The following is a 22592-nucleotide window of genomic DNA, read 5'->3' as shown; positions in this document are numbered from 1 at the left end:
TACCTCCTAAAAGCTGAAAGTTCTGATTTTGACAAAAAACCGTCAAAACCCGATTTCCTTAAAAACCTTTGTACAGCCACTTTCTGGATAGGAAAGTGTTTGGATTTGTAATTTTGCTAAGATAATGAAAAAATGTATTATGCATGCATAGTATTTTTAGAAAAATTCTATTGCTCACATAATTTAACTGTTTGGTTTTAAAGGCCTGATTTCAATTTTGCTTGGTAAAACACGCGGATGCATCCGTAGAATATCCATTACGACTTCACCGAGATCCTCCGGTTGGATTTTCCACGCATCTTTTTCTGAAGGTTCATTTCCATTAAAATAAGTAGAAACCGAACCCGGCATGATTGTCGAAACTTTGATCCCATATCTCCTTAAATCGGTCATCGCGGCTTGGGTAAAACCGACCACACCGAATTTCGAAGCGTTGTAACCTGAACCTTTCTCGAAAAAATTGGTTCCCGCCAAACTCGAAATGCTGATGAAGTAGCCCTCCGTTTTCTTGAGTTCTTCCACTGATGCTTTCATCGTGTGAAAAACTCCGGTGAGATTGGTGTCGATCATCGCGTTCCAGTCTTCGACCGAAAGTTCATCGACTGGCTTGAAAATTCCAAGACCTGCATTGGCAATGACATAATCTAATCTGCCAAATTTCCTGACCGTTTCTGAAACTGCATTTTTCTCGTCCTCAAAATTTCTGACGTCGGATGAAATTCCTAAAACCTCTCCAGAATTTTCTGAAAGAAGTTTCGCAGCTTTTTGAGCATCTTCCAACTTCCTTCCTGAAATGGCGACATTAATCCCATTTCTCAATAAAACTTGTGCGATTCCGAAACCGATTCCCTTGGTTCCACCTGTGATGTATGCGATTTTCTTTTCCATTCTCTAAATTTACGAAAAAAGCTCCCAAATCGGGAGCTCTTAACACATTTTATAATAACTGTAAATTATTTCTTAAGGAATTTTTTGGTCACTGTACCAGTTTCAGTTTCCACTTTAAGAATATAGTTTCCTTTCGATAAGTTTCTAACGTCAACTTGGTTATTGGTTACTTTGCTTGAAGTTACAACTTTGCCTGAAAGGTCGATAATACTTGCACTGATAATTTTTGAAGTCGATTTCAGATTGATAATGTCAGTAGCAGGGTTTGGATAAATCGTTACATCTGCACTGTGATCAGCAATTTGTCCAACTACCGTTACACCCAAAGTTGCAGCATTTACAGCTTCAACACTATAATTATCTATAGCTGATACCAACGATGCTGTATTTGCAGGACTTGTTGAAACCTGACTGATTACGTTGAACTGTGAACCATCCAAGTTTTTTGTGATGGTATAACCATTTATTGCCAAAGTTGATTTTACACCGTCAATCGTATAAGTAATAACGCCGTTCACTTTATCATAGGTAAAACCGACAGTTACCCAAGTATTCGCAGGGAAGGTTGCCGCACTTATTCCGGTAATATTGTAAAAGCCGGTCGCTTGTGTAGCATTGCTAGTTAAATTCGCCATACCAACAAACATTTTTGTAGCTGAGTTATAACGCAAACCTACAATTCCCGCTGTTGCATTGGTTACATTGGTTCCTGCATAAACATTACCTGTTGAAGAACCAGTGTACACTTCAAAAGTTGCCTTCAACACATCATTTCCTGCAGTTCTTGCAGACCAAGCTGCTCCGAAACCCAGTTTAACCGCTTGTCTGTTGTCAGCAACTACTGCACCAGCACCGGTAGTAACCTGGAACGATTTGTCGTGAGCTGCATCAATATTTACAATTTGATAATCAGGCGCTGAACCACCATTCAGGAACATCCCACCTTGTCCTGGAGCCCCAAATGCAAAGTTTGTCCCAACATCTCCCAAAGTGTAAGTGTCATAGTTGTCAGCTTCAATAACCTGTGCTGTAACAACAGCTGTAGATAGTGCAAAAGCACTCATCAGTAAAAGTTTTTTCATTTAAATAAAATTTAGCCGACAAAAATATTATTTAAAGTGAATATACAAAAGGAAAAAAGCTCAATTAGTATTTAGCGAATAGCGGTTTTACCACAAAAAAAAGCGCCGAGTGGCGCTTTTAATTCTAACTTTTTGCATAGTTCTCAAAAAACAGCGGGATGCTTTCAATTCCCTTGTAAAAGTTAAATAGTCCGTAATGTTCATTGGGTGAATGGATTGCGTCAGAATCGAGTCCAAATCCCATCAATACTGATTTTGCTCCCAAAACCTCTTCAAACATTGCCGTAATCGGAATACTTCCTCCGCTTCTGTACGGTAAAACTTCTTTGCCGAAAGCAGACTCCATCGCCTTTTTCGCCGCCAAGAATTCCTTGGTGTCGCTTGGCAAAACATAAGGCATTCCGCCGTGATGCGGGGTAACTTTTACCTTTACATTTTCAGGAGCGATTTTCTTAAAATAGGAAGTAAATTTTTCTGTGATTTCGTCGGGAGTTTGATAAGGAACCAAACGCATCGAAATTTTGGCAAAAGCTTTTGACGGAATCACCGTTTTTGCGCCTTCACCAGTATAACCGCCCCAAATTCCGTTGCAGTCTAAAGTAGGTCTGATCGAAGTTCTTTCTAATGTGGTATATCCTTTTTCGCCTTCTACTCCATTCAAACCGATGGATTTTTTGAATGCATCTGGATCGTCTTTCAGTTTGCCCATTTCTTTTCTTTCATCATCAGAAACCTGCAAAACATTGTCATAAAAACCATCAATTGTGATTCTTCCGTCTTCATCGATCAACTTCGAAATCATCCTTGAAAGCACGTGGATCGGGTTCGGCACCGCACCTCCGTAAAGTCCGGAATGGAGATCGCGGCTTGGTCCCTCCACTTCTACTTCCATATAGCTTAATCCGCGAAGTCCGGTTGTTACCGTCGGCTGTTCCGAAGAATACAGTCCTGTATCCGAAATCAGGATGCAGTCGCATTTCAGCTTCTGCTTGTTCTCATCCACAAATTCTCCTAAACTTACCGAACCAACTTCCTCTTCACCTTCAATGATGAATTTCACGTTACACGGCAAAGTATTGGTTTTCATCATCGCTTCAAATGCCTTTAAATGCATGAAAAACTGACCTTTATCGTCTGCAGAACCTCTTGCGAAAATGGCTCCGTCGGGATGGATTTCTGTTTTCTCGATATACGGTTCGAAAGGTGGTTTTTTCCATAGATCGAGCGGATCAGGTGGCTGCACGTCGTAATGCCCATAAACCAAAACGGTCGGCAAGTTTTCGCCGATGATTTTTTCTCCGTACACAATCGGATTGCCTTTTGTAGGGCAAACTTCCACATTGTCGGCTCCTGCATTTTTTAGGTGTTTTGCCACTTCGTCCGCACATTTCAGAACCTCGTCTTTGTAGGCGGGATCTGCGGAAATAGAGGCGATTTTTAACAATTCAAAAAGTTCATCCACGAAACGTTGTTTGTTGTCGTGAATGTAGTTTAAAGTTTCCTGCATTGGGTGTTTGTTTGAGATTATTTGAGGTGGTTTGAGGTGGTTTGAAGTTTGACGTTTGAGGTTTGAGGTTTGAGGTTTGAAGTTTTTCTCTAACTTCTTAATGATGTTCATCACGTACAAATTAAACCTTCCTCAAAAATAAAAAAAATGTCCCGCCGAAGCAAGACATTTGAAGATTATTTGATAACCTTATCAAGGTTTAAAACCTTGACAAGGTTCTTATTTTGCAAAACGTACAGACATCTTTCTGTCCACCGCTCTTTCTGCATCGGACGCTTCTGCAGGAACTTTCGCAAAATCGCTTCCGTAACCTTCTGCTGCCAGTACTTGCGCACCAACGCCAGCTTTTCCTAATTCAGCTTTGATGAAGTTGGCTCTGTCTTGAGAGATTTTTTTGTTTACGGCTTCGTCACCGGTTTTGTCGGTATATCCGCCGATTTTGATTTTCACATCAGGATATGCTTTAAGGATTGCCGCCAAATTCTGAAGCTGCTCCGCAGAACCTGCCTCCAATTGGTTGGATGATCCCATCTTGAAGTTCACTTTGTCGAAATCGTACCATCTGTCCTTCAAAGCAGCGTCGTCTGCAGCGTTTTTGTAGCCATCGGATTTCAGGAAAGAAATCATTGAATCTTCCAAGCCGCCTTTGTAACCCTTCAACTCGGTTCCGTTAAGGTCGATCGCCACATCGGATTTTCCTGCAGTTGCAGCTGCACCGCCTGTTGCGGAAGTTTCGTGTGCATTTGCGTTGGAACCGATTTCGATGTCGCTGTATCTTTCAGTTCCCTCGTCCATTCTAAGCACGCCTTTGTTGGAACCCGCCTGAATCTTCTTGCAGCTGATTACAAAACTCGCCAAAGCAATTCCCAATACAATTTTCTTCATATCTAAGTTTGATTTTATTTGAATTTCAAAAGTTTGCCCAAAAGTAAGAAATATTAAGATTTTCAGCAAAAGTTTTGCACAAATTCTATTTCGACCTCAAAATGAGTTTCCCCTTCTGCGACTGCGTGAAAATCAGGTATCGGTTTCCACCGTCTGAAATTTTGTATTTTTTCTTGATTTCATCGGGAGTTAACGGATGGTTTTTAGAGATGATATTGAACTTCTCTCCCTTATTAATCTCCTTTGACTCAACGGTTTCCACTTCAAGAACTCTCCCTGGAAATTCCTGCAACATTTTTTGGGAGGTGTAAAAATGTGTGTTGGGATGAAGTTTCATTAACCCAAATTGTTCCGAAATCAAATTGAAAGCACCCGATTTCAATACGGAGTTATTCGGAATATAGATGAATTTCAGCGGTTCGGAAAAAGTTGCGGTTGCAGATTTTTCTTCCTTATAATTAAAGCAGAAAAGCGAATCCTCACTCTCAAGATTAGCGCAAGAAATTTCTACATCCTCACTATTAATTTTCGGGTGGATGAATACCAATAACTCCTTCACTTCATTTTTCACGGCGATAATTTCGATTTTCGAAATATTTTCTAACGTCGAAATCAAATAGGAAATATCGATAAGTGGCGAGAGTTTGATGATGATTTGTTCAGAAATCTTGAACAGTTCATTCTTGATTTCAAGCAGATTTGGCGAAAGGTCTTCAAGCAGGAATTTCTTGTTTTTATGGGCGTCCCTTCTCGCGGGATCAAGATAAACCATGTCATATTTCTCCTTGTTGTTTAGTAGAAATCCTTCAAGATTTTCATTAATGAAATTTGCGTTCCTTCCGAGAACTTTCCAGTTATGTTCTACAATTTCAAGCAGTTGCCGATTCTGTTCAACAAGAGTAACTTCCTCAAAATTCTTAGACAGAAAAAAAGCGTCGATCCCGAAACCGCAAGTAAGATCGAGAAATTGACTTCCCTTCAGATTTTGAGCTTTGAATTCCGCTGTGGATTGCGATGATGCCTGTTCCAAATTGAGATTGGGCGGAAAAACAATATCCCCTTTCAGCAGAAACGGAAACTTTCTCGCCGCCACTTTTCTGCCTTTAATCTGCTGAACAATCTCCTGCATTGAAACTTCCGGAAACGGTGATTTCTTCAATAACAAAGAATGCAAATCGGTGTTTAGATTTGCATTAATGAATTGTTGTACCACTGGATGCAGAATGCTTTTTGCCACGAATGCACGAATATTTTTATGAAAATGACTATCTTCGGTCTTCGAACCTCAATCCTCAAACATTTCTGCCAACCGAACTTTTCGGATTTCTTTTTCAGAATACAGCTCTTCCACAGATTTTGTTTTCTCCAGTTTTGGGTAAAGGTTTAGGCCGATCAGTTTCAGTTTGCCATCTTCCACCCAGTTTTGTTCAGCGATCGCGTGTTCGTAGATTTTCTTTTGCACCTGTCCCGATTTCAGAAGTTCGCAATAACCACCTGCTTCCTCAATTTCAAGGAAAAGTTTCCAGGATTTTTCGGCAAACTGTTGGGTGATGTTTTCGATATAGTAACTTCCGTTTCCAGCGTCGTCAAAAACATTGATGATGCTTTCGTAAGCAAGGATAATCTGTTGTTTAAATGAAATTTCTTCGGAAAGCGAATTCTCTGAACCGATTTTGAAGTCATTGGCGAAAACAGCGTCTGCGCCGCCAATCATTGCTGCGGAAAGCTCCAATGTTGAACGGATCAGATTATTTTCGGCGTCGTTTTTAGATTTGTTTCGCATCGAGGTTTCCACAAAAATATACGGAACCTCATCCATCCCAAATTCTTTTGAAAGCTGGTTGAACAATAATTTAAACGCCCTTATTTTTGCGATCTCGAAGAAGTAATTTCCACCCGCTGCAAATCGGAAAATAATGTTTTTTAGAATTTCTTTCCCGAAAATTTCGGTCAATTCCTTGGTTTTCGCCAAAGCGATTCCCAATTGCTGATAGATCGCGGCTCCCGAATTTTGGTGGAGTGAAACATCGACACAGATATTTCTTTCGAAGTTTTTGGCGAGAAGTTCTTTCCCGAGCTGCTTATTGATTTTTCCTTCAAGATCATCAGAAAAAATATCGATCAGCGAGAAATAGCGGTTGTTTTCGTCAATCGAAATATGTTCCACCAAATCCTTATTGTTTACGTAAACTACCTTTTCGAAAAGGTCTTCCACATTTTCGTTGAGGAGAAAAGCGAAAACATCATCCTCCAAATCCTCATTGTATTTGGCAACCAACTGTGTGGACTCCTCGATTTTGGGAATATTCTTCAATGGTTTCGAAACCGTATCGTAAAAAGGTTTCACCGAAATCCCCTCTAAATTTTCCTTGGAGAGGGTGGCATAAATATCTTCGGTTTTCAACTGTTTCTGAACCAAATTTTCCCAATCGGAAAAGTTTACCTTACTGAACATATCCCTATTTTTTGTTTCAAGTTTCGAGTTTCGAGTTCCAAGTTTCAAGTTTCAAGTTTCAAGTTTACTCACAATTTTATTTATTTTTTTTTTTTGAGTTCGTGAATGCTTCACATTTCAAAATTCACCATTGACTTCCGAAGGAAAATTCACTATTCGCTGCGAAGCAATTCACTATTCACGCGAAATTATTTCTGCTTTTTAATATTGCTTGAATCCACGACAAGGATAAATATTTCCTCGTTTGGTTTTTTCATGAAGTAATTTTCTCGGGCAAACTTTTCTTTTTCAGATTTGTTGTTCATCAGCTTTTTATAGAACTCGTCGTTCTTTTGGTATTCGGATTTGTAGTAAGCGAGTTGTTTTTCGTACTTGTTGATCTCGCCGTTCATCTCATTAATCACGAGAAACGAGGTGCTGTCGAAAAAAATCATCCACACCAAAAAAAGGAAAATGGTGATGAAGTATTTGTTCAGAAAGTACTTTCGCACGAATTTAAATGCGGGAGTTTTGGGCTGGATGTCCTTAATTAATTCCTTCATTTCAGTGTGATTTTTTCAGGGTGTTGTTGATGACGGTTGACAGAAAATCAATAGCGACCGTATTCTGCTTCATATTCGGAACAATCAGGTCGGCTTCGTTTTTCGACGGCTCGATGAATTCCAGGTGCATCGGTTTCAACGTCGTTTGATAGCGGTGAAGAACTTCCTGCAGATCTCGCCCTCTTTCCTGCGTGTCGCGACGGATTCTGCGGATTAAGCGTTCGTCGGAATCAGCGTGCACAAAGACCTTCAAGTCATATTCTTTCAAAAGATCTTTGTTGGTAAGGACCAGAATTCCTTCAACAATCAGAACATTTTTCGGTTCCACTGCAACGTGATCGCCGGTTCTGGAATGCGTCACAAACGAATACAGCGGTTGATTGATGGTCTCGCCATTTTTCAGCATTTTCACATGCTTGATCAGAAGATCGAAGTCGATGGATTTCGGGTGGTCGTAGTTCAGCATTTCTCTTTCAGAAAGCGTAAGGTGCTGATTGTCATGATAGTAATTATCTTGGGAAAGGACATTCACGCCTTCAGTATTCAACTGTTGCAAAATTTTGTTGACCACGGTGGTTTTTCCCGATCCAGTTCCGCCTGCAATTCCGATGACGAGCATATTTTACTTTTTTACAAAGATAATATTTAGATTGAATTTCCGCTTTATTTAATGTTAAAAATCATCATCAAACAAATTGGGTTTTTAACTGTGCTGCTCGATGTTGAAGACGTAATACACCACTGCAAGCACTCTTGCCAAAAATTCCCGCGACTGGTTTCGGTAGAAACTTTGGTTTGCCGACACATCCTGCGCATCAAAACCGAGCGCGTTCATATTGCTGTTTCTCGCATAAAAAAGTGCCCGCAAATTGTGGAAACCCTGCGAAACGATAATCACGTCATTTTGTTTGTACACCTCCAAACAGTTTTTGATGCTGATCTGGGTCTTGAAACCTTTCGGATCTTCAATGATAATATTTTCGGGAACTCCTTCCTGATAGACGAGGAAATTCTTCATCGCGGCAGGTTCGTCGTAACCAGCGCTTTTTTCACCGCTCACAATGATTTTCTTGATTTTACCGTGGTGGTAAAGCAATGCGGTGGCATTCATCCTCGACGTAAAGTAAGGATTGGAAAGCCCCGATTTCATTTTCGGCGAAGTTCCCAAAACCAGTGCAGTTTCTCTCGGCGGAATCTTAGAAATTTTGGTGTAGGTTCTACCGTTGGTCAACGCGAAAACCCAGATATTTGCCAAGATCATCAGCAAAATCCCGATTTCAACCAAATTGAAAAATGATTTTAATATGTCTAAAATTTTCTTCAAGAATCCAGATCAAAATTTACCTTTATTTTTTTGCTCAAAACTACCGACATGCACGCCAAAATCTTTCCTGATTTTTCCTCTTTTTCGGTGAGGTATTCGTTTTCTAAAAGTTCTACCTCCCCTTCTTCCAGAACACATTCGCAGCTGCCGCAAATTCCCGATTTGCAGGAATACGGAACAGGAAATTTCTGTATCAATAATTGCTGAAGCAACCTCATTTTATTATCCTTCAACGAGGTTTGATAACGGTTGTTGAATATCTTAAAATCAACCGCAATGTCTTCAACTAAAGGGAATTCTTTTTCCTGCGAATAAATGTCTTCATTATACTCCTCGAACAGTTCAAAGTGGATGTTCTTTTTCGGAATTCCGTTGTTGTAGCAAGCGTTTGCGAGAGATTTAATCATCTCCCCTTTTCCGCAAATCAGCACCTCGTCCACAGAATCCCACAAAGTGACCTCTTCATCAGTATCGTCGATCATCATCAGCTGATTGATAATGAGGTGCAGTTTTTTTTCGTCCAGCCGTCCTTCCAAAAAGGCATTCCCAACTTTTTCTCTTGAATAAAAATAATGAACTTCAAAACGCGACTTGTTTTTTTCAACCAATTCATCAATCTCTTTCTTAAAGGGAACATTATCCTTGGTCGTATTTCCGTAGAACAGGTAGAGCCGTGTTCTCGGTTCGTTGTGCAGGATATTCTTAAAATGACTGAGCAGCGGAGTGATCCCGATTCCACCCGCAAAACCAATGATGGTGCGGAATTCGTGGGGTTTCGATGTCAAAGTAAATCTTCCTTTCGGTTCCGAAACTTCCACCAGATGACCAGGTTCGAAACCGTGGAACAAATCGTTGGTAGAGCTCTCTTCACTATTGATTTTGATTCCTAAAGTCAGCTTTTCTTCATACGGCGCAGAAGTCATCGAAAAATCATTCTGATAAACCTCGCCTTTCGACGGATATTTCAAAGTGACATATTGACCCGCATCAAAACGAAATTCCTGCTTCAGGTTTTCTGGAATTTCGAATTCCAGTGAAAAAGTGTTTTTGGTCAGTTGCTGCTTTTTGGTTAATTTTAGCAGATGAAATTTTTGCTGTTTTGCTTTCGGCAGAAGTTTTTCCATAAGATTTAACATTCAAAAATAATAAAAAATAAATGAAAAAAGTAATTTTGGGAGCAATGGTTTTGGCGATGTTTTCGGCTTGTAAAAAAGAATCGAAAATTGAAGAAAATACCGAAGCACAAACTGAAGATTCCGTAACTGTTTCAGAATCGAATGAAACCTCTGAAGCAATAATTCCCTTTAAAGCCGTAGAAGTTTCTCCCGAAGAAACCTCCAAAATCCTGGCTAAACAAAACAACGACACGCTTTATGTGACCAACTTCTTCGCGACGTGGTGCGGTCCGTGTATGCGCGAAATCCCCCACTTCAAAGAAAAAATGCAGGAACTGAAATCGCAGCCGGTGAAATTTACCTTCATCAGTTTGGACGACAAAAACGACTGGAACACGAAGGTGAAGAATTTTGGCGAAGAACAGGGACTTTCCAACAACATCATCCTTTTGGACGGAATGAAGGTCACTCCAGAATTCTTCCACGCCAATTTCAAACAGTGGGACGGTGGATCGATCCCTTTCACTTTTATGAGAAAAGGTGACAAAACCGATGAAACCGTGGGAATGATGAGCAAGGAAATGCTGGAAGAAAAACTGAACTCAATGAAATAACACCAAAAAAAACTTTGACACCATGAAAAAACTAATTTTCCTGACCGTAATCGGTCTGCTTTTGAGCGTGAAAACCTAATCGCAAAAATGGTTCGAGATGACCCGTGATTCTACAGAACTGTTGAAAAATGCCAATCTGCTGATCGAAACCACATCCCTGATCCGTTATTTTGATCGCTCACATAAAGTCTCGCTTTGGCTTTGTCGATTTGCATACCTCCCAGTTTTGGATGTCCGTTGGGTCCATTGGGCAAATTCCATATATAGAAACCAGTTGCAGAGTTACTTTCATTAGGGAGAGCCGAAATGCCGCCGTTTACCGCTAAAATTTGATTAAGTTTCGTTGGGGTAATCTTCACGATAGTTCCTGCGGCATTTACAGTATTATCACTGTTATTGGCTACCCATAAATTCCCTGATTATCAAAAGCCACACCTTCCGGCAAATTAAACAATCTGACAATATTCTTTGACTTAAGATTCACGTCGTCATTTGATGCAACTCCTCCATTTGCTGCCCAACTTAAAGAATTGGTGTAGAACGAATGCATCTGTGCACCGACCGTGTTAAGATTTGCGGTTTTTATAGCCACAATTCTGTTATTGAGATAATCACTTGCCCAAAGATTTCCTGCCGCGTCAAAAGTAATATTGGAGAAATAAGAAGTGACTCCACCGTTTCCTAAATTAACTCTTGTGGCGTACTTGTCTGCAATGGTATATTTATAAATATTTGTATTCAGATAAGCCGGTCCTTCTGAAGCATAGAGGTTCCCCATCGAATCAAAAGCTATCCCGACGTAATCCGACGAAAGATTAGTAACCTGGGAAACATTGGCGATCGACTGTACAGGATCTGGACCATAGTTCGGAAACTTATAAATCCGCTGATTGGCTTGAGACAAGCTTACAAATAAATCATTATTGTACATCGCAACAGTATTAGGACCTGCATTGGTCGCTAAACTATTTGGAACTGTTTTCAAGTTAATCGTAAAATATGGTTTTGCAATTACTTGAAAAGCACCATTTGACACATAAGTCTTACTAAGCCCGGTACCAAACTCAGGTACAACTAATGAATTCCCGGGATGGATCTGTGCCTTCATTGAAATTATTGCTGATACGATTGCAGCAAACAGATAGATTTTCGTTTTCATAATAATTATTTTAATTGTTAATTTTGACACGAAATTATATCCGTTTCCCCATCTATTAAATCGCAAATCATTTACCTGCGAGGTTGAGTAAGTGAAATGCAAAAAACCATAAGACGCCATCTTTTTCAATGAATAATAAATTTACAAAATACTGTTTTGCATTATTTTTGCTGTGCGTCGTTGTTGTTTTCATCAACTTAAACACAGGGTTCATTGATTTGAAAGTTGAGGACTTTCTTTCGTCAACAGCTGAAAACTCACAAATTGCCGGGCTGCGCATCAACCGCGTTTTGGTGATGCTTTTGGCGGGAATCTCGATTCCCACTTCGGGGTTTCTTTTGCAGGAATATTTTCAGAATCCTCTGGCGGGTCCGTCGGTTTTGGGAATTACTTCGGTCGCGAGTTTAAGCGTGGCTTTCTACATCTTCTTTTCGAGGGACTTCGTGCTGCCAGAATTCTTGCAAAACAGCTTCCTGAGTTTTTCGGCAATTCTCGGAGCGTTTTTGTTGATGGTGGTTTTGCTTGCTTTCTCGAATCGGTTTCAGGACAAAAGTTTTCTGATAATTTTCGGCTTTCTGGTTTCGGCTTTGGCGGGAGCGGTGGTCTCGATCCTTCAGTTTTATGCGGAAAATCAGAGTTTAAAAAACTATATCTTATGGAGTTTCGGGGCAAATAACCAAGTGTCGAGAAACCAGATTTTGGTATTGGCAATTATTGTCGTTTTTGGATTGTTACTCAGTTTCAAAACGATAAAGCCATTGATCGGAAATTCCTTAGGTTCGGCTTATGCGCAAAGTTTGGGCGTGAATCTTCAGCACCTGAAATTCCTTGTCATTATTTCATCATCTTTGCTGTCGGCTTCTGTCACCGCTTTTCTGGGACCGATCCTGTTTATTGGGATTGTGGTACCGCATTTCAGCAGGATGATTTATAACCCGGCAAAACTGTGGCAGCAATGGATTTTGAATATGATTTTGGGAATTCTGATTATGCAGGTTTTTTCGGTGATCTCGGAACTCACGCAGTTTCCGCTGAATGTGATTACATCGCTGTTTGGAATTCCGGTGATACTGATGATGCTCACAAAAAGAGCCAAGTAATTCCGATAGCTATCGGAAGAGCCAAGTTTTGGAGGTTAACCAAAAGATTTTGTGTTAATATTTGAATAGGTTTTGAAAATTCTGTCAGCATAATGACGTATTTTATATTAATTCAGTCATCGTATTGACGATATTTACATTAATTCAGTCAGTACCAAGCATATTAAGATTACTTCAATAAAGATAAAAATATGTGAAAATCTCTGTGAGAAAAATGTTTTTAGAGTTAAAAAATACAGACATCGGCTACAAAACTCCTTTAATTAAAGGCGTGAATGCTTCTATGGATCTGGGTGAAGTTGGCCTTCTCATCGGAAACAACGGCGTCGGCAAAACCACTTTGATCAAATCCATACTCCACCAAATACCTGTTTTGAATGGAGATATTTCTGTTAATGGTAAAAACGTCAAAACACTTTCCAACAAGGAGATTGCCGAACAGATTGCCGTAGTTTTTTCTAAAGCGCAAGTTCCCGCAAATTATACTTTAAGAGATCTCGTTTCGCTCGGAAAATACATTCATTATCCATATTATTTTGAATTAAATGAAGAGGACAAATCAGAAATTGAAGAAATCATCATCGACTTGAATTTAAGTCAGTATAAAGATTTTCCTTTGCAGAAACTTTCGGATGGAAACTTGCAGAAAGCTTTTATCGGTCGGGCTTTAGCGCAGAATTCGCCGATGATTATTCTGGATGAACCCACGACTCATCTTGATGAGGAAAACAAAATCATCATCCTGAAGCTCCTTCGAACCCTCGCAAAAACTCAGAATAAACTCATTCTTTTCTCTTCTCACGATTGGCGTTTGGCAAAGGAATTTTCCGACAAGATTTGGTTTATCAAGGACTTACAACTTTCATCAGGAATTACGGAAGATATTCTAATTGGTCACGATGAACTGCTGAATCCGAAGCTGTTTCATTTCAATGAAGATTTCGTTCCGCCGAAGATTTCAGCTCCGGTTTTACAGAAGGAAATGCTGTACTCTTTTCTTCAAAAAAACTTCAAAAAAAATCTCTCTTCCTTAAATTTTGAGTTTAAGGACGGTTTTTGGGAGATTTGGATCGACAATTCCCAAAGAAAATGTGGTTCCTTTAAAGAAATTGCAGATTTAATTGAAAACTACCATTAAATCTACATTTACAGATAGCGTTTAAAGTATTATGCATGCATAGAATTATGTGAATCATATCAATTATTTTTCTGATTATCAATCTATTAACTCAACAGACTAAAATACTATGCATGCATAGTATTTTTTTGTTATATTTGTCTGAACCACATTAAGTAAGTTATGGAAAAGAAAAATTCTGAAAAAGTTGAGAACATCGACTTAATTCTAAAATCTACCTGGCTCGCTGTTTCGAAAATGTACTCAGAAATGGCACAGGATCACGACGCGACCGCTGTTCAGGCACTTACACTCTTAAAAATCGACCCGAAAGAAGGAACCAGAAGTACCAACCTCGGTCCAAAAATGGCGATTGAGCCAACTTCTTTAACCAGGATCATCAAACTTTTGGAGGACAACGGCTACATCTACAAAGAAAAAACCACCAACGACAAACGCGAGGTGATTATCAAACTGACAGACAAAGGCCTGAATTCCCGCAACCTTTCGAAGGAAGTGGTTGTAAACTTCAACAAAAAAGTGATGGACAAAATCGCTCCCGAAAAACTGGAAATCTTTAAGGAAGTGATGAGCGACATCCTGAAAATTGCAAACGATCTGAATCAAAAAAAATAAAAAATCATAATGAAAAGACGTATTAAACACGTTACCGTTCTCGGTTCAGGAATTATGGGTTCCGGTATTGCGGCGCACTTCGCCAACATTGGCGTACAGGTGCTTTTGCTCGATATCGTGCCTTTCGAATTGACCGAAGCCGAACAGAAAAAAGGTCTTACCAAAGACGACAAAGCCGTAAGAAACAGAATTGCTTCCGAAAACTTTGAGAAACTGAAAAAAGCAAGTCCTGCCCTGCTTTACACGCCAAAATTTGCCGACAGAATCACCGTTGGAAACTTCGATGACGATTTACCGAAAATCAAAAATACCGACTGGATTATTGAGGTAGTGGTTGAACGGCTCGACATCAAAAAGTCGGTTTACGAAAAAATTGAGCAGTTCAGAAAGCCGGGAACTTTGGTATCTTCCAACACTTCCGGAATTCCGATTAATATGCTTGTGGAAGGCAGAAGCGATGATTTCAAAAAATATTTCGCTGGAACGCACTTCTTCAATCCGGTAAGATATTTACCGCTTCTTGAAGTAATTCCAACCAAAGATACCGATCCTGAAATCGCTAAATTCTATATGGAATATGGTGCTAAAATGCTGGGTAAAACTACGGTTCTTGCAAAAGATACGCCTGCATTTATCGCCAACAGAATCGGGGTTTTCAGTATGATGAACCTTCTTCACGAAGTGAAAAATCTTGGACTTTCTGTTACCGATATTGATAAATTAACAGGTCCTGTAATTGGCCGTCCGAAATCGGCGACTTTCAGAACTGCGGATGTGGTTGGTTTGGATACTTTAGTAATGGTGGCGAAAGGCGTTCACGGAAGCGGTGCTGAAGCTAACAATTTCAATAATGTTTTTGAATTGCCGGATTACATCCAAAAAATGGTGGATAATAAATGGCTTGGTTCAAAAACAGATGGCGGTTTCTACAAAAAAGTGAAAAACGCTGAAGGAAAATCCGAAATCCACGGTCTAAATTTAGATACGATGGAATACGAACTTCAGGGCAAATCCAACTTTCCTACCCTGGAAATGACGAAAAACATTGATAAACCGATTGACCGTTTCAAAGTTCTAATCGGTGGAAAAGACAAAGCCGGAGACCTTTACAGAAAATCTCTTGGAGCTTTGTTCGCTTATGTTTCTCATAAAGTTCCTGAAATTTCTGATGAAGTTTACAAAATCGACGATGCCATGCGTGCAGGTTTTGGTTGGGAAAACGGGCCTTTCGAAATTTGGGATGCCGTTGGTGTTCAGAAAGGTGCAGAACTGGCTAAAGAAGCCGGTTACGAAGTTTCAGATTGGGTGAAAAACGTTGAGTCTTTCTATAAAGTAAACGAAAAAGGTCACAAAATTTTCTTTGACCAAGCAAAATCTGATTATGCTGATATTCCTGGACAGGATGCGTTCATTATCCTCGATAATATCAGAAAAGATAAAACACTTTGGAGTAACTCCGAATCTGCAATTCAGGATTTGGGCGACGGAATCATCAACTTTGAAATTCGTTCCAAAATGAATTCACTTGGCGGTGGCGTTCTTGACGGACTGAACCGTGCGATTGACCTTGCAGAAAAAGAATACGACGGTTTAGTTGTCGGAAATCAGGGTGCAAATTTCTCTGTTGGAGCAAACTTAGCAATGATTCTGATGATGGCGATTGACCAAGATTGGGACGACCTGAATATGGCAATTGCTTACTTCCAAAAATCAATGATGAGAGTTCGCTACTCCTCTATTCCGGTGGTGGTTGCACCTTTCGGAATGACTTTAGGAGGTGGTTGCGAAATGACGATGCACGCCGACAGAGTGGTCGCTGCAGCAGAAACTTACATCGGACTGGTTGAAACCGGAGTTGGTGTAATTCCTGGAGGTGGTGGAACTAAAGAGCTTACTTTAAGAACTTCCCGCGAATTCAACAAAGATGACGTGAAAACGAACAGACTTCGCGACGCATTTATGAATATCGCAATGGGTAAAGTAGCGACTTCCGCTTACGAAGCTTATGATATGGGAATTCTGGAGCAGCACAAAGACATTGTGGTGGTAGATAAAAACCGTCAGATTGCTGAAGCGAAGAAAGTTGCGAAACTGCTTGCAGAACAGGGTTACACACAACCAATCGAGCAGAAAGTAACTGTTCTTGGTAAAGATGCTTTAGGGATGTTCTATGTGGGAACCGACCAAATGCTTGCAGGAAATTACATCTCTGAACACGACAAGAAAATTGCCGATAAATTAGGATATGTAATGGTTGGAGGAAACCTTTCCGAGCCGACTTTAGTAACTGAGCAGTATTTATTGAACCTTGAAAGAGAAACATTCCTGTCACTTACCGGTGAAAGAAAAACTTTAGAGAGAATTCAGTATATGCTTCAAAACGGAAAACCTTTGAGGAATTAGACAAGAGACGGAGAGATTGGAGACACGAGACTTACAAAAAGTCAACAAATACAGTCTCAAATCTCTTGTCTCTAAATCTCCACTCTAAAATAGAAAAAGATGCATAATATCAAGAAATTAAAAATTTGGAACGATTCCATCGACTTGTGTGTTGATGTGTACAAAGCACTTACAGATATGCCAAATGACGAAAGATACGGTTTATCATCTCAAATAAAGAGATCTGCTGTGTCAATTCCATCAAATATCGCGGAAGGCGCAGGAAGAGAGCGTGAAAAAGAATTTTACAATTTCCTGAACATTGCTTACGGTTCGTCTTATGAACTTCAAACGCAACTGATTATTTCAGAAAGATTGAATTTCATTTCACAACAAGTGAATGAACCGCTTTTAAGCAAGTTGGATGAAGTTCAGAAAATGGTTTATGTATTTAAGGAAAATATCAAAAATAAAATCTAATCAATAGACAAAGGCGCGAAAATCTCGTGTCTCTTGTCTCTTAATCTCTAATGTAAATGAGAACAGCATACATAATTAAAGGATACAGAACTGCCGTTGGAAAGGCACCAAAAGGCAGCTTGAGGTTCACAAGACCCGATGTATTGGCGGCTACAGTTATTGAAAAATTGATGGCTGATGTTCCGCAACTCGATAAAAACAGAATCGACGATCTGATCGTTGGAAACGCAATGCCTGAAGCAGAACAGGGACTGAACGTTGCCCGTTTGATTTCTCTGATGGGACTTCATACCGACAAAGTTCCGGGAGTTACGGTGAACAGATATTGTGCATCAGGTTCCGAAGCGATTGCGATTGCCTCTGCTAAAATCCAGGCAGGAATGGCAGATTGTATCATCGCAGGTGGAACGGAATCAATGAGTTATATTCCGATGGGAGGTTATAAACCGGTTCCTGAAACCGATGTAGCAAAATCTAACCCTGATTATTATTGGGGAATGGGTTACACCGCAGAAGCCGTGGCAAAACAGTTCAATATTTCAAGAGAAGAACAGGATGAGTTCGCTTTCCATTCTCACCAAAAAGCATTGAAAGCATTGGAAGAAGGAAAATTTGCCAATCAAATCGTTCCGATTCCGGTAGAATACAATTTCCTGGATGAAAACCAAAAAATGCAAACCAAGAAATTCGATTTCACGGTAGATGAAGGTCCAAGAAAAGATACTTCTATTGAAGGTCTTGCAAAACTTCGTCCGGTTTTCGCAGCTGGAGGTTCGGTTACGGCAGGTAACTCTTCTCAAATGTCGGATGGTGCCGCTTTCGTTATCGTGATGAGCGAAGAAATGGTGAAAGAATTAGGTCTTGAACCTGAAGCAAGATTGGTTTCTTACGCAGCAGCAGGCTTGGAACCAAGAATTATGGGAATGGGACCTGTTTACGCTATTCCAAAAGCACTTAAACAAGCAGGACTTGAACTGAAAGACATCGATTTAATTGAATTAAATGAGGCTTTCGCTTCTCAATCCGTTGCGATTCAGAAAGAACTGGATTTAAACAAAGAAATCCTGAACGTCAACGGAGGTGCGATTGCACTTGGTCACCCTCTTGGTTGCACCGGAACGAAACTTACGGTTCAGTTAATCGATGAAATGCGCAGACGTGGTAACAAATATGGAATGGTGACAATGTGCGTAGGAACAGGACAAGGAGCTGCTTCAATTTTCGAATTTTTAAAATAAAAAAACAACATAGCAATGAGCGATACAACAACACAAAACACACTAAAAGGCGGCGAATTCCTTATTAAAGATTTCGACGCACAGGAAATCTTCTCCCTTGAAGAACTGACTGAAGAACAAAAAATGCTTCGCGAATCTCTTGAAGATTTTATGGAAAGAGAAGTGGTTCCGCACCGCGAACGTTTCGAGAAAAAAGATTATGCACTGACTGAAGAAACCATGCGCAAACTTGGTGAAATGGGAACTTTAGGAATCGCTGTTCCTGAAAACTACGGCGGTCTTGGAATGGGATTCGTTTCCACAATGCTTGCTTGCGACATCGTTTCGGGAGCAAACGGATCTTTGGCTACTGCTTACGGAGCGCACACCGGAATTGGAACGCTTCCTATCCTACTGTACGGGACTGAAGAACAAAAGCAAAAATATCTTCCGGCTTTGGCAATAGGAGAAAAATTTGGTGCGTATTGTTTGACAGAGCCGGATGCAGGTTCTGACGCGAACAGCGGAAAAACAAAAGCAAGACTTTCCGAAGACGGAAAACACTACATCATCAACGGACAGAAAATGTGGATTTCCAACGCAGGTTTTGCGGATACTTTCACATTCTTTGCTAAAATTGATGACGATAAAAACATCACAGGTTTCGTAATCAACAGAAGCGAATTGGAAGATCCAGCAAGCTTGACTCTTGGTGAAGAAGAACACAAATTGGGAATCCGTTCATCTTCAACTCGTCAGGTGTTCTTCAACGATATGAAAATTCCTGTGGAGAACCTTTTGGGTGAAAGAAACAACGGTTTCAAAATCGCTTTGAACGCATTGAACGCAGGTAGAATTAAACTGGCTGCTGCAAATATCGACGGACAAAGAAGAATCACGAATCTTGCCATTAATTATGCCAACGAAAGAAAACAGTTTGGTGTTGCGATTTCCACTTTCGGGGCAATCCGCAAGAAAATTGCTGAAATGGTGACTGGAATTTTCGTTTCCGAAGCAGGTGCATACAGAGCAGCGAAAAACGTAGAAGACAAAGTTGCTGAACTAATTGCAGGAGGAATGGATCACCAAAAAGCTGAAATGAAGGCATTGGAAGAATTCGCAGTAGAATGTTCAATCCTTAAAGTGTTTGTATCTGACTTGACTCAGAATATTGCTGACGAAGGAATCCAGATTTACGGAGGTATGGGATTCTCTGAAGATGCACCAATGGAAGCAGCTTGGAGAGATGCGAGAATCGGTAGGATTTACGAAGGAACCAACGAAATCAACCGTCTTCTTTCTGTAGGAATGTTGATTAAAAAAGCAATGAAAGGCGAATTGGATCTTCTGAAACCAGCAATGGCAATTGGAAAAGAACTGATGGGAATCCCTTCATTCGAAGTTCCAGATTATTCAGCTTATATGTCTGAAGAAAAAGCATTAATCCACAACCTTAAGAAAGTATTCCTAATGGTTTCCGGAGCTGCACTTCAGAAATTTATGATGGATATTGAGAAACAGCAGCACTTATTACTGAATGCTTCTGAAATCCTGAACCAAATCTATATGGCAGAATCTGCAGTATTGAGAGCAGAAAAACACTTCGCTCCTGAATCTGTAGAAGCAGCAATGGCTCAGCTTAACCTATACAAAGCTGTAGAAAAAATCACTGTAGCAGCAAAAGAAGGAATCGTTTCTTTTGCTGAAGGTGATGAGCAAAGAATGATGCTTTCCGGATTGAGAAGATTCACGAAATACACGAATATGCCGAATGTGGTGGCGCTTACTGAAAAAGTGGCTGCACACTACATCGAAAAAGGATCTTACTAGTAATAGTTTGATATGTGGTTTGAACGCTCCGAAGTTTTTCGGGGCGTTCTTTTTGTTGAATCAATCGTTAATTATCGTTAAAAATCAGGAATTCACCGATCGCCACTTCATCAGTAAGTTTTGATGACGCTGTGTAACAAGCAGTTGCGGAAGCATCCAAAACCATAAAAATATCGACAGCGTTTATGTGAAAGATATGAAATGCCACGTGAAAGACGGACAGATTATCTCCTGCGGCTGCATATGCAAAGTCTCGTTCAGGGTTGAAAATTAACTAAATTTCAAAGCAGGTGTACCCTGCTTTTTTTGTGAAATTATTTTTGAAATGAAAGTCTTCAACCGAACAAAAATATTTTAGATAAAAAAGAGATGATTCTTTTGCGTTTGATTTTTTTCAAAAGAATTCATTAATGAATTAGTGGCTTACACAATTTGATAACTTCACTAATTCAAAAAATAATGCGTAAAGAAATTCACCACCCGATTCATATCCTGCCTCATCGAAAAAGCCAATAGGTATTTGATCTGCAGCAAAATCGGTTCGAAGCTGTTGGCTAATTTCAGGAATTCGCGTTCGGGAATAATTCCGTAAAGTTTCCCTTGATGCGCAATGGTCAGCGCCTGTTCTCCCAAAGACACGGTGATATTCCCTAATTTCTTATAAAAGGTATTCTCGCTGATTTTCACAAAGCCGTCATCGAGCATTTCTGCAATCAGTTTGTTAAAGAGTTTTTGTCCTTCAGGAGTAAGGTTCATTTTCTTGAAAAATTGATGTGTTAAAAATAAAGATTTCTGCTCAAACGGAAAATTAAAATTACATTAAAGTTGATAGCTTCATTTAGATAACTAATTTTTTGATATACAGATTCTTACAATTTCTATTTCAATGTTTTTCCCTCAAAAATTTTAATTAAAATTTAATCCACATTTTTCTGCGTGGAATATTAATTGGAGAAATTTGCACAATAAAAGCAATCAATGTCCGACAAATCCAGACAGGTTTTCCAAACCAATGACGCAAAACGCTACAAAGCAACCCAATGGACACTTAGAATCGTAGGAGCAATCCTGATCTTCACCACCGCAGTTGTCGTAATCGCCGTACTTAGGGGAAAAAACCCATCGATGCCCGTGATGAATTCTGTGGGAAATTCCTACAAATCGAAAGTCAATCCTTCCAATGCATTTACACTTTCTACCCCACTAAACAAGAAATTTAAAGGGTTTAAAGATTTCCTCAACAAAAGGATTGCCTACGAAGAAAAGCATCAACAACCGATTGATGCGAAGCTGATCCGCGCGGCTTTCTACACACCTTGGAGTCCATTGTCACTGCTCGATTTGCGTTCCAATGGCGGTAAACTCAACACGATTTATCCCGAATGGTTTTTCATCAATCCGAAAACTTATCAGTTGGATTCCAGAATCGACAAGGAAGCACTTTCGGTGATGAAACATTACGAATTGAGCATTCAGCCGATCCTCAACAACTTTATTTCGGTTCCTGGAAAACAGGGAAATTTCAGCGGCGATCTGCTCCACACGGTTTTGCAGGACCAGAAAATCCAGAATAATCTTATTGCCCAGATTATTTCGACTTTAAAGCAAAACCAGCTTCAGGGAATCAATATCGACTTCGAGGAAATGAATGAAAATTCCGACGAGTTTCTGAATTCCTTTATGAAGAATCTTTACACACAGTTCAGGAAAAACGGGCTCACTGTCTCCATCGACATTATGGCCGATAACTCCGATTACAACGTGAAATTTCTGAAAGATTATACTGATTATTTCATCATCATGGCGTATGATCAGTTCAACGACCCGTCGCAAGCTGGACCGATTGCTGACCAAAAATGGATCGAAAAACAGATGGATTCGATTGCTAAAGATGTTCCGTCGGAAAAACTGATTTTGGGAATCGGTGCGTATGGAAGACAATGGATTAAGGACGAAAACGGCACCCGAACTGAAGACATCACCTACAGTCAGGCGATTGACCGTGCTAAAATTTCGAAATCGGAAATCAGTTTCGACAATAATTCCTACAACCTCCATTATGCGTATGATTTCGCAGGAAGCGCCGATGAATTTGCCTCCAAAAACAATGTTTGGTTAACCGCCCGCTGATGCACTTTAAATCCATCAGAAAAGCGGTGAAAGGCGAAATCCAAAGTTGGGGCGTACTGAAACGGACGGGAAATGTTACCACTTCGTAGATGTCAGATGTCAGATTTCAGACATCAGATTTCAGATTTC

General features: G+C 40.0%; 23 protein-coding genes. 10 read left to right on the top strand and 13 right to left on the bottom strand.

Annotation, left to right across the window (positions count from 1 at the left end):
• Positions 1–183 precede the first annotated feature (183 nt).
• The 10 genes from MTP09_RS06550 to MTP09_RS06505 all read right to left on the bottom strand — a co-directional run bounded on the left by MTP09_RS06550 (position 184) and on the right by MTP09_RS06505 (position 9807).
• Entirely contained in the window at positions 184–888 is a 705-nt protein-coding gene (locus MTP09_RS06550) for an SDR family oxidoreductase (RefSeq protein ID WP_243551313.1), read from the bottom strand.
• 65 nt (positions 889–953) lie between these two features.
• Positions 954–1970 carry a T9SS type A sorting domain-containing protein gene (locus tag MTP09_RS06545; RefSeq protein ID WP_243551310.1) on the bottom strand — a complete coding sequence of 339 codons (1017 nt, stop codon included), beginning with the start codon at positions 1968–1970 and terminating at the stop codon, positions 954–956.
• 124 nt (positions 1971–2094) lie between these two features.
• Positions 2095–3477 (bottom strand): dipeptidase, encoded by a 1383-nt coding sequence (locus MTP09_RS06540; RefSeq protein ID WP_243551308.1) that lies wholly within the window; start codon positions 3475–3477, stop codon positions 2095–2097.
• 219 nt (positions 3478–3696) lie between these two features.
• On the bottom strand, positions 3697–4362 hold the full coding sequence (locus tag MTP09_RS06535; RefSeq protein ID WP_243551306.1) for an OmpA family protein: 666 nt from the start codon (positions 4360–4362) through the stop codon (positions 3697–3699).
• Positions 4363–4447: 85 nt separating this feature from the next.
• The gene (locus tag MTP09_RS06530; RefSeq protein ID WP_243551304.1) at positions 4448–5599 is read right to left on the bottom strand and encodes a class I SAM-dependent methyltransferase; all 1152 of its coding nucleotides are present in this window, start codon (positions 5597–5599) and stop codon (positions 4448–4450) included.
• Between the two features lie 48 nt (positions 5600–5647).
• Positions 5648–6817, bottom strand: coding sequence for a methylmalonyl-CoA mutase family protein (locus MTP09_RS06525; protein ID WP_243551302.1), 1170 nt, complete (start codon positions 6815–6817; stop codon positions 5648–5650).
• A 188-nt stretch (positions 6818–7005) separates the two neighbouring features.
• Positions 7006–7359 (bottom strand): FtsB family cell division protein, encoded by a 354-nt coding sequence (locus tag MTP09_RS06520; protein WP_243551300.1) that lies wholly within the window; start codon positions 7357–7359, stop codon positions 7006–7008.
• A gap of 1 nt (position 7360) precedes the next feature.
• A complete protein-coding gene (gene udk, locus MTP09_RS06515; RefSeq protein WP_243551297.1) occupies positions 7361–7978 on the bottom strand; it encodes a uridine kinase in 618 nt (205 codons plus the stop codon).
• A gap of 84 nt (positions 7979–8062) precedes the next feature.
• Positions 8063–8620 carry a SanA/YdcF family protein gene (locus tag MTP09_RS06510; protein ID WP_243551608.1) on the bottom strand — a complete coding sequence of 186 codons (558 nt, stop codon included), beginning with the start codon at positions 8618–8620 and terminating at the stop codon, positions 8063–8065.
• A gap of 59 nt (positions 8621–8679) precedes the next feature.
• Positions 8680–9807: a 2Fe-2S iron-sulfur cluster-binding protein gene (locus MTP09_RS06505; protein ID WP_243551295.1), complete on the bottom strand. Its 1128-nt coding sequence runs from the start codon at positions 9805–9807 to the stop codon at positions 8680–8682.
• Positions 9808–9839: 32 nt separating this feature from the next.
• Between MTP09_RS06505 and MTP09_RS06500 the strand changes: the two genes are divergently transcribed.
• Positions 9840–10412, top strand: a complete 573-nt coding sequence (locus tag MTP09_RS06500) for a TlpA family protein disulfide reductase (protein ID WP_243551293.1) — start codon at positions 9840–9842, stop codon at positions 10410–10412.
• Positions 10413–10522: 110 nt separating this feature from the next.
• Here MTP09_RS06500 and MTP09_RS06495 read toward each other — a convergent pair whose 3' ends face one another.
• Both MTP09_RS06495 and MTP09_RS06490 read right to left on the bottom strand, forming a co-directional pair.
• Complete coding sequence (locus MTP09_RS06495) at positions 10523–10771, bottom strand: hypothetical protein (RefSeq protein WP_243551291.1); 249 nt, start codon at positions 10769–10771, stop codon at positions 10523–10525.
• Between the two features lie 41 nt (positions 10772–10812).
• Positions 10813–11571 (bottom strand): NHL repeat-containing protein, encoded by a 759-nt coding sequence (locus MTP09_RS06490; protein ID WP_243551290.1) that lies wholly within the window; start codon positions 11569–11571, stop codon positions 10813–10815.
• Between the two features lie 128 nt (positions 11572–11699).
• Between MTP09_RS06490 and MTP09_RS06485 the strand changes: the two genes are divergently transcribed.
• From MTP09_RS06485 to MTP09_RS06450, 8 genes are all read left to right on the top strand, one after another.
• On the top strand, positions 11700–12671 hold the full coding sequence (locus MTP09_RS06485) for an iron ABC transporter permease (RefSeq protein ID WP_243551289.1): 972 nt from the start codon (positions 11700–11702) through the stop codon (positions 12669–12671).
• Positions 12672–12885: 214 nt separating this feature from the next.
• The gene (locus MTP09_RS06480) at positions 12886–13809 is read left to right on the top strand and encodes an ABC transporter ATP-binding protein (protein WP_243551288.1); all 924 of its coding nucleotides are present in this window, start codon (positions 12886–12888) and stop codon (positions 13807–13809) included.
• Positions 13810–13971: 162 nt separating this feature from the next.
• Positions 13972–14424: a MarR family winged helix-turn-helix transcriptional regulator gene (locus MTP09_RS06475; RefSeq protein ID WP_243551287.1), complete on the top strand. Its 453-nt coding sequence runs from the start codon at positions 13972–13974 to the stop codon at positions 14422–14424.
• A 9-nt stretch (positions 14425–14433) separates the two neighbouring features.
• The gene (locus MTP09_RS06470) at positions 14434–16827 is read left to right on the top strand and encodes a 3-hydroxyacyl-CoA dehydrogenase/enoyl-CoA hydratase family protein (protein ID WP_243551286.1); all 2394 of its coding nucleotides are present in this window, start codon (positions 14434–14436) and stop codon (positions 16825–16827) included.
• 99 nt (positions 16828–16926) lie between these two features.
• Complete coding sequence (locus MTP09_RS06465) at positions 16927–17286, top strand: four helix bundle protein (RefSeq protein ID WP_243551285.1); 360 nt, start codon at positions 16927–16929, stop codon at positions 17284–17286.
• A 56-nt stretch (positions 17287–17342) separates the two neighbouring features.
• Positions 17343–18524, top strand: a complete 1182-nt coding sequence (locus MTP09_RS06460) for a thiolase family protein (protein ID WP_243551284.1) — start codon at positions 17343–17345, stop codon at positions 18522–18524.
• Positions 18525–18539: 15 nt separating this feature from the next.
• Positions 18540–20333: an acyl-CoA dehydrogenase family protein gene (locus tag MTP09_RS06455; protein WP_243551283.1), complete on the top strand. Its 1794-nt coding sequence runs from the start codon at positions 18540–18542 to the stop codon at positions 20331–20333.
• A gap of 196 nt (positions 20334–20529) precedes the next feature.
• A complete protein-coding gene (locus MTP09_RS06450; RefSeq protein WP_243551606.1) occupies positions 20530–20607 on the top strand; it encodes a hypothetical protein in 78 nt (25 codons plus the stop codon).
• Positions 20608–20777: 170 nt separating this feature from the next.
• Here MTP09_RS06450 and MTP09_RS06445 read toward each other — a convergent pair whose 3' ends face one another.
• Positions 20778–21089: a hypothetical protein gene (locus MTP09_RS06445; protein WP_243551282.1), complete on the bottom strand. Its 312-nt coding sequence runs from the start codon at positions 21087–21089 to the stop codon at positions 20778–20780.
• Between the two features lie 222 nt (positions 21090–21311).
• Between MTP09_RS06445 and MTP09_RS06440 the strand changes: the two genes are divergently transcribed.
• Positions 21312–22463 carry a glycosyl hydrolase family 18 protein gene (locus MTP09_RS06440; protein ID WP_243551281.1) on the top strand — a complete coding sequence of 384 codons (1152 nt, stop codon included), beginning with the start codon at positions 21312–21314 and terminating at the stop codon, positions 22461–22463.
• Positions 22464–22592: the final 129 nt, after the last annotated feature.

The organism is Chryseobacterium suipulveris (genome assembly GCF_022811685.1).
Taxonomy (GTDB): domain Bacteria; phylum Bacteroidota; class Bacteroidia; order Flavobacteriales; family Weeksellaceae; genus Kaistella; species Kaistella suipulveris.
The sequence above is the reverse complement of the archived record's forward strand: the minus strand, read 5'-3'. Positions and strand labels throughout refer to the sequence as shown.